General features: G+C 63.3%; 10 protein-coding genes. 6 read left to right on the top strand and 4 right to left on the bottom strand.

The window, feature by feature from the left end; all coding sequences use genetic code 11:
• Window positions 1-146: 146 nt before the first annotated feature.
• Window positions 147-1,118: a site-specific tyrosine recombinase XerD gene (gene xerD, locus XAXN_RS09505; protein ID WP_054319360.1), complete on the bottom strand. Its 972-nt coding sequence runs from the start codon at window positions 1,116-1,118 to the stop codon at window positions 147-149.
• A 385-nt stretch (window positions 1,119-1,503) separates the two neighbouring features.
• On the opposite strand from xerD, the gene XAXN_RS09510 reads away from it, so the two are divergent.
• Window positions 1,504-1,965: an RDD family protein gene (locus XAXN_RS09510; protein ID WP_054319361.1), complete on the top strand. Its 462-nt coding sequence runs from the start codon at window positions 1,504-1,506 to the stop codon at window positions 1,963-1,965.
• A 259-nt stretch (window positions 1,966-2,224) separates the two neighbouring features.
• On the opposite strand, the gene XAXN_RS09515 is transcribed toward XAXN_RS09510, so the two are convergent.
• The 3 genes from XAXN_RS09515 to lptF all read right to left on the bottom strand — a co-directional run bounded on the left by XAXN_RS09515 (window position 2,225) and on the right by lptF (window position 4,709).
• Complete coding sequence (locus XAXN_RS09515) at window positions 2,225-2,422, bottom strand: hypothetical protein (RefSeq protein WP_054319366.1); 198 nt, start codon at window positions 2,420-2,422, stop codon at window positions 2,225-2,227.
• Window positions 2,423-2,523: 101 nt separating this feature from the next.
• Entirely contained in the window at window positions 2,524-3,630 is a 1,107-nt protein-coding gene (gene lptG / locus XAXN_RS09520; RefSeq protein ID WP_054319367.1) for an LPS export ABC transporter permease LptG, read from the bottom strand.
• Window positions 3,627-4,709 (bottom strand): LPS export ABC transporter permease LptF, encoded by a 1,083-nt coding sequence (gene lptF, locus XAXN_RS09525; protein ID WP_054319362.1) that lies wholly within the window; start codon window positions 4,707-4,709, stop codon window positions 3,627-3,629. Before lptF ends, lptG begins: the two co-directional genes overlap by 4 nt.
• A 107-nt stretch (window positions 4,710-4,816) precedes the next feature.
• On the opposite strand from lptF, the gene XAXN_RS09530 reads away from it, so the two are divergent.
• The 5 genes from XAXN_RS09530 to XAXN_RS09545 all read left to right on the top strand — a co-directional run bounded on the left by XAXN_RS09530 (window position 4,817) and on the right by XAXN_RS09545 (window position 11,702).
• Complete coding sequence (locus XAXN_RS09530; protein WP_054319363.1) at window positions 4,817-6,301, top strand: leucyl aminopeptidase; 1,485 nt, start codon at window positions 4,817-4,819, stop codon at window positions 6,299-6,301.
• A gap of 120 nt (window positions 6,302-6,421) precedes the next feature.
• Window positions 6,422-6,847, top strand: coding sequence for a DNA polymerase III subunit chi (locus tag XAXN_RS09535; RefSeq protein WP_042823702.1), 426 nt, complete (start codon window positions 6,422-6,424; stop codon window positions 6,845-6,847).
• Between the two features lie 9 nt (window positions 6,848-6,856).
• Window positions 6,857-8,089, top strand: coding sequence for an AAA family ATPase (locus XAXN_RS09540; RefSeq protein WP_054319364.1), 1,233 nt, complete (start codon window positions 6,857-6,859; stop codon window positions 8,087-8,089).
• Window positions 8,090-8,091: 2 nt separating this feature from the next.
• The gene (locus XAXN_RS21110; protein ID WP_174515470.1) at window positions 8,092-8,745 is read left to right on the top strand and encodes a hypothetical protein; all 654 of its coding nucleotides are present in this window, start codon (window positions 8,092-8,094) and stop codon (window positions 8,743-8,745) included.
• 122 nt (window positions 8,746-8,867) lie between these two features.
• Complete coding sequence (locus XAXN_RS09545; protein WP_054319365.1) at window positions 8,868-11,702, top strand: valine--tRNA ligase; 2,835 nt, start codon at window positions 8,868-8,870, stop codon at window positions 11,700-11,702.
• The last annotated feature ends 280 nt before the right edge of the window (window positions 11,703-11,982 follow it).

Below are 11,982 nucleotides of genomic sequence, written 5' to 3' on the forward strand. Positions count from 1 at the left end.
GTTGCCCACATGAAGCACAGAGGCCTCCCAACAGAGGCCTCGATCACCGGGATTGCCCTGAATGGGCAAAGCGATCTACGCGCCCCATCGTCTATGTGCATCCAACCTCCCGCGAAACGCGGGAACGGGGCTTGATCAGCGTTGCCCTAACCCCGCGGATGATGGCTGGCGTGCAGTTTCTGCAGATGCTGGCGCGCCACCAGCGTATAGATCTGGGTGGTCGACAACGAGCTGTGGCCCAGCAGCATCTGCAACGCGCGCAGGTCGGCGCCATGGTTGAGCAGATGGGTGGCAAAGCTATGCCGCAGCCCATGCGGGCTGACCGTGGCCAGGTCGATACCGGCCACCGCCGCGTAACGTTTCACCAACGCCCAGAACTGCTGTCGGCTGAGCGGTTGGCGGGCGGCATCGATGAACAACGGCACCTGACCGTCCACCGCCGCCACCGGCTTGTTCGCGGCCAGCAGCGGGCGCGCCTCGCGCAGATAACGCTCCAACCAGTGCTGGGATTCCTCGCCCAGCGGCACCAGCCGGTCCTTGCTGCCCTTGCCGGTCAGCCGCAGCACGCCCTGGCGCAGGTTCACCCCCACCGCTGGCAGGTTGACCAGCTCGCTCACACGCAGGCCCGCGGCGTACATCAGCTCCAGCATGGCGCGATCGCGCAGGCACGCCGGGGTGTCCACGTCCGGCGCAGCCAGCAGGGCCTCGATCTGACTTTCGGTCAAGGCCTTGGGCAGCGAGCGTGGCAGTTGCGGCGGGTCGATCAAGGCGGTGGGGTCGTCGCTGCGCACGCCATCGCGCAGGCACAGCCGGTAGAACGCACGCAAGGTCGACAACAGCCGCGCCGTGCTACGCGGAGAATAATTGGCCTGGCTACGCCAGCGCAGATAGTCGAACAGGGCCGCGCGGTCGATGCCGAGCAAGCCGCCACCAGCGCCGTCGCGCCAACGCGCCAGCCCTTCCAGGTCGCGCCGATAACTCTCCAGGGTCTGCCGCGCCACGCCTTGCTCGGCCCAGAACCGGTCGAGAAACCGTTCGATCACGCCGGCATCGGCCGCCTGCAGCGGTGGCAGTTGGCGGGCAAGTTGGCGGCGTTCGGCGGGGCTGCTGGCAGGCATCGCCACAGCATAAAACGCAGCGCGCGTTTTGAGAGCCGACACAGTGCGGATTGCCGGTATGTGCCTTGCCTGCGCAGGGCGGTGCATGCGCGCTGCGCGGCATTGTCACGCGTGACCCGCACGCGTCGGCCGCAGGCGCAAGGCAATCCGGATCGCGACGCCAGGAAGGCAGCGTCGATGCGATCGTCGGCTGACGCCATGGCCGATAGGTCCCCGGCATGGGCATGCGCCCAATTGAACACGCCGAGTCTGCGCACCAGCCATCGCTCCAGCATGCGATTGATCGCAGTTCGATATGTCGCCTGCGTCAGCGCGTGCAAGCACCAGGGTGCGGCGGACTGCAGCGCGGCGTTGCGCCGTGCTTGGCGACCGTTATGCTCGCGCCATGACCTCGATCCCTTCGCTTCGCGTTGCGCGCGCCCCTGCCCTGGTGGGCTGGCGGCTGCTGGCGTTGTGCTACGACGCCTGGCCGGTGCTGACGCTGTCGATGCTGATCTCCACCGTGTTCACGCTGGGCTTTACGCTCGCCGGGCACCCCGCGCGCGAAAACATCGCGCCCTTCAGCGGCTGGCAATGGCTGTTGTGGCTGTGCTGCTGGATCGCCGCAGGCATCTACGCCACCGTCAGCTGGCGACGCGGCGGGCAGACGCTGGGCATGCGCCCCTGGCGGCTGCGCTTGATCGACCCACAAGTCTCATGGCGTGCGCTGTGGATCCGCTATGCCGTCGGCACCTTGTCGCTGGCGCTGGGCGGGCTGGGATTCTGGTGGGCGTGGCTGGATCGCGACCGGCTGACCTGGCACGACCGCGCAAGTGGAACCTGGCTACATCGCATTCCCAAGCATTAGCAACACAACCAACGCGCCGCTAGCGAATGCTAGCGAGGTAGCGTGCTGCGGCTGAAGGGCCGGCTTGTTACTACCGATTGCGGATGCCAGGGACACATATGAAATTCCGGCCAGCCCCTCAACGGCACGTGCTGGCAACTGCACTACGCAGCCGCCTCGGGGCAGACATGCCTGGACGTGCGAGGTCGAACCCGCGTTCGCCTGATCAAGAGGACTGCCGAAACCGGCCAGCCGATACGCCTGACGTATCGCCCCACTTCTAACGGGTGATGACCTCGCGCCATGCCATCAAATGGCGGGCCGTCTGCTCGGCCAGAACGTCAGTGTCGTGAAGGCCCATGCGCTGCCTGGCAATCTCACGCAAGGCCGTGGCGACCGTTGCCTGATCTGCGCCCTGCCACAGCAGCGTGCAGATCTCGGGGACATAACTGCCGTACTCATCGCGCGCCTGCGGCACGCCCGCAACGCCGATCGGATCCCACAGATATTGCAGTACCTCGCCGACCGCCTGCGCAAGCGCACGTTGATCGGTATCGGCCAGGGCATGCGGTGCGCGGCTCAACTGCTGCGTCGCCGGAACAACCACGCCGACACACTCAGCATCACCATGGGCGGCAGGGCATAGGCAATGCGGTAATCGAGCTTGAGGGCGCCGGCCATACGGCCGAAGAACAGCTGCAGCAGCCAGAAACCCAGCGCAAACAGAATGCCCAGGAACAGGCGCTTGCCAAGCCCACCACTGCGCAGCGACCCGAACGAGAACGGGATTGCCGCCATGCACAGCGCCAGCACGTTGAGCGGATAGAACCAACGGCTCCAGTACTGATCTTCGTAATCGCGCGCGTCCAATCCATTGCGGCGACGGTATTCGATGCTCTGCTCCAGATCGTGCGCGGAGAGATTGCGCGGCTTGGCCAGGCCAGCGGCCAGCGCGGCAGGATTCAGTTGCGTCTGCCACGGCAATTCGGGAAAGGTTTCGCGCTGCACCGAGCGTTCCTGGAAGGTGTCGCGACGGACCTGACGCAGGGTCCAATGGCCGTCGCGATGCTCGGCCACCGAGGCGTAGGTCAATTGCTGCATCCTGCCACCAGGATCAAGGTGGTACAGCCGCACATCGTGCAGATCCAGTGCGGTGCCACCGTCATCGAGCAGCTTCTCTTCACCGCTCAATGCGTTGAGGAAGGTATCACCCTCACGCGCCCACAGCCCGGCGTAGCGGGAAGACGCCATATCGCTGTCGTAGCGGGCACTGGCCTTGAGCGTGTCGGCCTGGTTATGTGCCCACGGCCCGATGGTTTCGCCACTGATCACCATGCTGGCGGTCAGCAGCGCCATCGCTGCGACCACCGAGGCAGACATGCGTTTGCGCGACACGCCCAGCGCGCGCAGCGCCGTCAGCTCGGAGGTGGCGGCCAACTGGCCCAGCCCCATCAGCGCGCCAATCACCGCGGCGGTCGGGAACAAGGTATAGGCCCGGCGCGGCACGGTGTAGGCCACGTACGCCACCGCGTGCCCGAAGGTGTAGCTGCCCTGCCCGATATTCTTGGCTTCGCTGGCAAAAGCGTTGACCAGATCCAGCCCCAGCAGCACCGCCCAGGTCAGCAGCACGGTAAACAGCACTACGCGACCGACATACCAATCGTGGACCCGCGGCGTCAGCTTCATGCGCGCACCCTCGGCCGACGCACGCGGCCATCGCGCGCATACGCCCACACCGCCACTGCCAGCAGCGGCAGCGTCAACCACCACAAGCCCAGCGCCGCCGGGGTCTTGCCGTTGGCGATCCACTGGGTGCCGACGATCATCAGATTGGTACCCACCATGTACGCCAGAAACGCCAGCATGATCCGGCCATAACGCTGCTGCCGCGGCGCGCTGCGCGACAGCGGCAAGGTCAGCAAGGCAAACGCCAGTGCCAGTAATGGCGGCGCTAGGCGCTCATGCAGCTGGGCACGCGCGGCGGGGCGCTCGTCGGACAGCAGCTCGGTGGTCCACATCACTTCCGGGTCGTCGGCATCGTGCACGCGGGTGCGGTCGGGCAAGGCGATATCGCTGCTGGCGAACTTCATCAAGCGGTAGTCCAGGGTCGCGCCGCTCGCCGGGCCTTCCGTGCGGTAGCCATCGTCCAGGCGCAGGTAACGGTCGGTTTTGCCTTCAAAGAACATCGCGCCGCGGTCGGCGCTGACCACATCGATGCGGTCGTTCTGCTGCCGCTGCATGAAGACCTTGCCCAGGCCCTTGCCGTCGGCAGAGATCGTCTGCATATACACCACCCCACCGCCGGACAACGGCGTGAACTGGCCCGACTCCAGGCCGGCCATCAGCACACTGCGGTTGGCATCTTCCAGCATCGCCTCGGCAGTGCGGCTCGCCCAGGGGCCCAGCCACAGCGAGCACAACCCGATCACCACCACCACGGGCACCACCAGCATCAGCATCGGCCGCAGCATGCGCTTGGGGCCCACGCCAATGGCGGTAATGACGGCCATTTCTGAATCGCGGTACAGCCGCGCCAATGCCAGCAGCAAGCCCAGCATCAAGGCCAGCGGCAGGATGATGGGCAGGTACGCCACGAATTGCAGCCCCACCTGCGACAGCAGCAAGCGCGCCGGGATCCGGCCGTCGGCGATATTGCCGAGGATATCCACCAGCACGCCTCCGACGCTGACGACCAGCAGCACGATCAAAGTGGCCAGGAAGCTCTGGGTGAAATCGCTAAGCAGGTATCGATCGAGCTTCGGCATGGGGTGGGCTTGTTTTAAACTCTCGGATTCGTTCGCGGCGCCGCCAGCCTAGTCCGGTTGGCGTAAACAGCCCGCGATTGTACGGATTTGCCTACGGAATCTGATCAATGGCCCTGCAATTCACCCTGAACCAAGACGCGCCGGCAAGCGCTGCCGTCGACTGCATCGTGGTTGGCGTGTTCGCCGACAAGACCCTTTCGCCCGCTGCCCAGGCACTGGACAGCGCCAGCCAGGGCCGTCTGAGGGCCTTGGTCGCGCGCGGCGACGTGGCCAGCAAGACCGGCAGCACCACCCTACTGCACGACCTGCCCGGCGTCACCGCGCCGCGCGTGCTGGTGGTCGGCCTGGGCGAAGCCGGCAAGTTCGGCGTGGCGCCCTACCTCAAGGCCGTCGGCGATGCGACCCGCGCGCTGAAGACCGGCGCGGTCGGTACCGCCCTGCTCACCCTGACCGAACTCACCGTCAAGGCCCGCGATGCCGCCTGGAACATCCGCCAGGCAGTGACCGTCAGCGACCATGCGGCCTACCGCTACACCGCCACGCTGGGCAAGAAGAAGGTGGACGAGACCGGCTTGACCACCCTGGCGATTGCCGGCAACGACGCCCGCGCGCTCGCCGTGGGCTTGGCCACCGCCGAAGGCGTGGAATTCGCCCGCGAGCTGGGCAACCTGCCGCCGAACTACTGCAGCCCGGCCTATCTGGCCGACACCGCGGCGGCATTTGCCGGCAAGTTCTCCGGCGCAGAGGCCGAGGTCCTGGACGAGGCCCAGATGGAAGCGCTCGGCATGGGCTCGCTGCTGTCGGTGGCACGTGGCTCGGCCAACCGCCCGCGCCTGATCGTGTTGAAGTGGAACGGCGGCGGCGACGCACGCCCGTACGTGCTGGTCGGCAAGGGCATCACCTTCGACACCGGCGGCGTCAACCTCAAGACGCAGGGCGGCATTGAGGAAATGAAGTACGACATGTGCGGTGGTGCCAACGTCATCGGCACCTTCGTAGCCACGGTCAAGGCCGAGCTGCCGATCAACCTGGTGGTGGTGGTGCCGGCGGTGGAAAACGCCATCGACGGCAATGCCTACCGCCCCTCCGACGTGATCACCAGCATGTCGGGCAAGACCATCGAAGTCGGCAATACCGATGCCGAAGGCCGCCTGATCCTGTGCGATGCGCTGACCTACGCCGAGCGCTTCAACCCCGAGGCGCTGGTGGACGTGGCCACGCTGACCGGTGCCTGCATGGTGGCGCTGGGCCACCAGACTGCCGGCCTGATGAGCAAGCACGACGACCTGGCCAACGAACTGCTCAGCGCCGGCGAGCACGTGTTCGACCGCGCCTGGCGCCTGCCGCTGTGGGACGAATACCAGGGTTTGCTGGATTCCACCTTCGCCGACGTTTACAACATCGGCGGCCGCTGGGGCGGCGCCATCACCGCCGGCTGCTTCCTGTCGCGCTTCACCGAGAACCAGCGCTGGGCGCATCTGGACATTGCCGGCGTGGCCAGCGATGAAGGCAAGCGCGGCATGGCCACCGGCCGCCCGGTCGGCCTGCTGACGCAGTGGTTGCTGGATCGCGCCGCAAGCGGCGCGGCGTGATTGGGGAGTGGAGATTCGGGATTCGTGCAAGCACACGCATCCCGCCGTCCTTAGCAACTCGCAGGCAGACAGTGGCCTGCTGTTACCAATCCCGAATCCCCTCAACGAATCCCTGCCCTGATGCCCCGTGCCGACTTCTACCTGATCGCCAAGCCGCGCTTCCTCAACGAACCGCTGCGGCTGGTCTGCGAGCTGGCGCGCAAGGCCAATGACGCCAACCTGCCCACCTTGATCCTGGCCCGCGACACGGAACAGGCCGAGGCGCTGGACGACCTGCTGTGGGCGTTCGACGACGAGGCCTACGTGCCGCACCAGATTGCCGGCACCGACGAGGAAGACGAACTGGCCCCGGTGTTGATCGCCGCGCCGGAATTCGCCGCCCCCTCGCGTCCGCTGGTGATCAACCTGCGCGACGACCCGTACCTGGGCGCCTGCGACCGCGTACTGGAAGTGGTGCCGGCCGACCCCGCCGCCCGCGAACCGCTGCGCGAACGCTGGAAACAGTACAAGGCCCTGGGCCTGGAACTCACGAAATACGACATGTAGGGGAAAGATATGGCATTAATCGAAGGCTTTCGTGTCCGCAACTATCGCGCGCTGCGCGACATCACGCTTGGACGCCTGTCTGCTGAACAGCAGGGGGATCCGCTGACTCCTTTCACCGTTGTCATCGGCAAGAACGGTGTCGGGAAAAGCACACTATTCGATGCCTTCGGCTTTGTCGCCGACTGCTTGTCGAAAGATGTGGAATCGGCCTGCGACGACAAACAACGCGGAGGCTTCGAGCGCATGCGCTCTTTGGGAACCGAAGAATCCATACGGTTCGATATCTATTACCGAGAAGCCAAGGGCGAACGCCCCATCACCTACGAGCTGGCTATCAACCTGGACAGCAGCGGGCGGCCATTCGTCGAGTCAGAGGTTCTCAAGCAGCGTCGCAAAGGACAGAAACACGGACGACCCTACCCATTCTTACGCCTGCACCACGGCGTTGGAAAAGTATGGGCTGGCGAAGAAGCGGTGGAAACATCCAGCGGCGAAGAAGATCGCGCTCAAGAGGATGTCGAGCTCACTGATTTGCGCCAGTTAGGAATTGCAACGCTTGGCACATTGAAAGAGCATCCGCGCATCAAACGTTTCCGCGACTTCCTGAAAGGCTGGTATCTCTCCTATTTTCACCCAGACGCTGCACGCTCCATCCCTTCGGCCGGAGCTCAGCGGCATCTCGATGTGCACGGCGAAAACATCGGAAATGTCGTTCAGTATATGGAACGCGAACATAAAGAACGTTTCAAGACAATCCTTGACCGTATCGCGGCAAAAATTCCTGGCGTGCACAGCATCAGAACAACTGTTACGGAAGACAAACGCGTGCTTCTTCAATTCAACGACGGTGCCTTCAACGATCCCTTCTATGCTGGCCAGATGTCGGATGGAACGCTGAAGATATTCGCATACCTGCTCTTGATGGAAGATCCTGAACCACCGCCATTTATCTGTATCGAGGAGCCCGAGAACGGCCTTTACCATCGATTACTCGATTCACTTGCGCGGGAACTGCGAAGCCATGCCACGGGAAAGAAGAACGCACCACAGATCTTCGTCACCACCCACCAGCCCTATTTCGTAGATGCACTTTCAGCCAAGGAAGTCTGGATACTCGAGAAAGGAGAAAATGGATTTTCCACCATTTGCCGAGCGTCCGATATCGAGTTGGTGCGTAATCTCGTAGAAGAAGGCTTGCCTCTCGGTGGACTTTGGTACGGCGACTACTTGGATACAAAATAAGTATGCATATTGAAGTCCTTGTGGAAGACAGTTCTGGCGTCAAGGTGGTGAGCATGCTGCTGCCTGCCGTCATCGGACAGCATGGAGAACCGCATACGTGGCGCATCCACCCTTACAAGGGGATCGGACGACTACCATCTGGCCTTTCGACTAATGCAGACCCTGCAAAGCGCGCCTTATTGAACCAGCTTCCCAGACTCCTCAGCGGGTACGGCAGAACGCCAGGCGTAGATGCAGTTGTTGTTGTCTTAGATAGTGATCGACGTGACTGCGCTACTTTCCTGGCCGATTTGAAAACCGTGGCGCAGCAGTGCAATCCGGCGCCGAAGACTGTTTTTCGCCTCGCGATCGAGGAAATGGAATCCTGGTTTCTGGGCGACAAGCCAGCCGTGCTCGCGGCCTATCCAAAAGCAAGAAAAGAAATACTTTCAGGCTATCAGCAGGACAGCATCTGTGGAACCTGGGAGCTTTTGGCGGACGCAGTTTACCCTGGCGGATCTGCAGCCATCATCAAAGCCGGCTGGCCGCTACCTGGCGAGGTGAAGCATGAATGGGCTGACAATATCTGCCCCAATATGGATGTAGAGCTCAATCAGTCTCCAAGCTTCTGTAAGTTTCGCGATGGACTGCGTAGGCTAACAAAGCTTACGGCATAATGAATCACTGACAGATTTTCCAAATACCTCCGCCCCTCTCTGAAAAAACGAAAAAACTGCATTCTGGCGCTAACTGGCACCACTTCGATCAATCAAATTTCCAGTCTCCTTTCGATTCCACCATGACACAACTCGCCTCCAGCTACGACCCCTCTTCCTTCGAATCGCGCCTGTACGCGCAGTGGGAGGCGGCCGGTTATTTCGCACCGTCCGGCAAGGGTGAGCCGTACACCGTGTTGCTGCCGCCGCCCAATGTCACCGGCACGCTGCACATGGGCCATGCGTTTCAGCAGACGCTGATGGATGCGTTGGTGCGCTATCACCGCATGCGTGGTTACGACACCCTGTGGCAGGTGGGCACCGACCATGCCGGCATCGCCACCGAGATGGTTGTCTCGCGCAATCTGGCGCTGGAAGGCAAGGGACAAACGCGCGATTCGCTGGGGCGCGAGGGCTTCATCGCCAAGGTGTGGGAGTGGAAGGCCGAATCCGGCGACACCATCGAGCGCCAGATGCGCCGGCTGGGCACGTCCAGCGATTGGTCGCGCAGCACCTTCACCATGGATCCGCAGCCGTCGGCGGCGGTGAATGAGGCGTTCGTGCGTTGGTACGAACAGGGCCTGATCTATCGCGGCCAACGCCTGGTCAACTGGGACCCGGTGCTGAAGACTGCGATCTCCGACCTGGAAGTGGAAAACGTCGAAGAAGACGGCTTTCTGTGGTCGATCCGTTACCCGTTGGCCGATGGCGTCAGCTACGAACACGTCGAGCAAGATGCCGACGGCAACGAGACCCTGCGCGAAACCCGCGACTACTTGGTGGTGGCCACCACGCGCCCGGAAACCATGCTGGGCGATACCGCGGTGATGGTGCATCCGGAAGACCCGCGCTATCTCACCCTGCACACCGCGCGCATTGTGCTGCCGCTGACCGGCCGGCGCGTGCCGGTGATCACCGACGATTATGTGGACCGCGCCTTTGGCACCGGCGTGGTCAAGGTCACGCCTGCGCACGATTTCAACGATTACCAGGTGGGTGTGCGGCACGACTTGCCGTTGATCAGTCTGTTCACCGTCACGGCCACCATCAACGACAACGCACCGGAACGCTACCGCGGCCTGGATCGCTACGACGCGCGCAAACTGGTGCTGTCCGAGCTGGAAGACCTGGGCATCCTTGTGGAAACCAAGCCGCACAAGCTGCAGGTGCCGCGCGGCGACCGCACCGGCCAGGTGATCGAGCCCTACCTCACCGACCAGTGGTTCGTGAAAATGGATGCGCTGGCAAAACGCGGCCTGGAACTGGTCGAGAGCGGCCAGATCCAGTTCGTGCCGCCGAACTGGATCAACACCTATCGCCACTGGATGGAAAACATCCAGGATTGGTGCATCAGCCGCCAGCTGTGGTGGGGCCATCGCATCCCGGCGTGGTTCGACGAGGCCGGCAAGTATTACGTGGGCCATGACGAAGCCAAGGTGCGCGCCAAACATGGCCTGGGTGCGGAGATTGCGCTGCATCAGGACAGCGACGTGCTGGAAACCTGGTTCTCTTCCCAGCTGTGGCCGTTCTCCACGCTGGGCTGGCCGGATGCGCAGGCGATGGCCGAGCGCGGCTTCGCGCGTTATCTGCCGTCGTCGGTCTTGGTGACCGGCTTCGACATCATCTTCTTCTGGGTGGCGCGCATGATCATGGCCACCGACAGCTTCACTGGCCAGGTGCCGTTCCGCGATGTCTACATCACCGGCCTGATTCGCGATGCGCAAGGCCAGAAGATGTCCAAGTCCAAGGGCAACGTGCTCGATCCGCTGGACATCATCGACGGCATCAGCATCGAGGATCTGGTAGCCAAGCGCACCCATGGCTTGATGCAGCCGCGCATGGCAGAAAAGATCGAAAAAGCCACGCGCAAGGAATTCCCGGACGGCATCATCGCCCACGGTGCCGACGCGCTGCGCTTCACCATCGCCGCACTCGCCACGCATGGCCGCGACATCAAGTTCGACCTGGGCCGCGCCGAGGGCTACAAGAATTTCTGCAACAAGCTGTGGAACGCCACGCGCTTTGTGCTGATGAATACCGAAGGCGCACGCTTTACCGGCGTGCCGCAGCCGCGCACCGAAGCGGAGAAGTGGATCCTGGCGCGCCTGGACAAGGTCGCTGCAGAAACCCACACCCATTACGCCAACTATCGCTTCGACCTGCTCGCGCAGTCGCTATACGAATTCGCCTGGAACGCGTTCTGCGACTGGTTCGTGGAGCTGGCCAAGCCGGCGCTCAGCAGCCAAGACGCCGACGCGGCCGCCAGCACGCGCCACACGCTGCTGTATGTGCTGGAGTCGTTGCTGCGCCTGTTGCACCCGCTCACCCCGTTCGTCACCGAAGAATTGTGGCAGCAGGTCGCACCACGCCTGGGTATCACCACCGCCACGATCTCGTTGCAGAGTTTCCCGCAGGTCGGCGATGTCGATACCAGCGGCTATGCCACCGCCGAAGCCGATGTCGAATGGCTCAAGTCGATGGTATCGGCGCTGCGCCGCGTGCGCAGCGAATTGAACGTGCCTCCGTCCAAGCAGGTGCGCCTGCTGCTGCAAGCCGGCACTGCCGACGACCGCCCGCGTGTTGCCCGTTTCGCCTCGCAGCTATCGTTCCTGCTCAAGCTGGAACGCATCGACTGGCTGGACGCCGGCCAGGACACACCACCGTCGGCCGCCGCCATCGTCGGCGAACTCACGTTGCTGGTGCCACTGGAAGGCCTGGTCGACATGGATGCCGAACGCAGCCGCCTGGACAAGGAAATCAAGCGCGTGGAAGGCGAGATCGCCAAGTGCAACGGCAAACTCGGCAGCGCCACCTTCGTGCAAAACGCACCGGCCGCCGTGGTCGAACAGGAACGTGCGCGCTTGAACGACTGGACCACACAGTTGACCGGTTTGCGCGAGCAGCGCGCGAAGATCTGAGAAAGCGATCAGCTGCTAGTGCGTCGAGTGCGCTGTAACCTCGCCGCCCGCGGGACACGCCGTCAACCCGTCCATGGGGGCTCTGTGGCGGCATCCATGCCGCAAGCGGCAAGGCCACCGCACTAGAAAGTTAGGGCAACGCTGATCAAGCCCCGTTCCCGCGTTTCGCGGGAGGTTGGATGCACATAGACGATGGGGCGCGTAGATCGCTTTGCCCATTCAGGGCAATCCCGGTGATCGAGGCCTCTGTTGGGAGGCCTCTGTGCTTCATGTGGGCAAC

Source organism: Xanthomonas axonopodis (assembly GCF_001304695.1).
Lineage (GTDB): Bacteria > Pseudomonadota > Gammaproteobacteria > Xanthomonadales > Xanthomonadaceae > Xanthomonas > Xanthomonas axonopodis.

Coding starts and splice junctions, on each gene's coding strand:
- XAXN_RS21110 (WP_174515470.1), top strand. CDS start 8,092: ATGCATATTGAAGTCCTTGTGGAAGACAGTTCTGGCGTCAAGGTGGTG.
- XAXN_RS09540 (WP_054319364.1), top strand. CDS start 6,857: ATGGCATTAATCGAAGGCTTTCGTGTCCGCAACTATCGCGCGCTGCGC.
- XAXN_RS09545 (WP_054319365.1), top strand. CDS start 8,868: ATGACACAACTCGCCTCCAGCTACGACCCCTCTTCCTTCGAATCGCGC.
- xerD (WP_054319360.1), bottom strand. CDS start 1,118: ATGCCTGCCAGCAGCCCCGCCGAACGCCGCCAACTTGCCCGCCAACTG.
- lptG (WP_054319367.1), bottom strand. CDS start 3,630: ATGAAGCTGACGCCGCGGGTCCACGATTGGTATGTCGGTCGCGTAGTG.
- XAXN_RS09535 (WP_042823702.1), top strand. CDS start 6,422: ATGCCCCGTGCCGACTTCTACCTGATCGCCAAGCCGCGCTTCCTCAAC.
- lptF (WP_054319362.1), bottom strand. CDS start 4,709: ATGCCGAAGCTCGATCGATACCTGCTTAGCGATTTCACCCAGAGCTTC.
- XAXN_RS09510 (WP_054319361.1), top strand. CDS start 1,504: ATGACCTCGATCCCTTCGCTTCGCGTTGCGCGCGCCCCTGCCCTGGTG.
- XAXN_RS09530 (WP_054319363.1), top strand. CDS start 4,817: ATGGCCCTGCAATTCACCCTGAACCAAGACGCGCCGGCAAGCGCTGCC.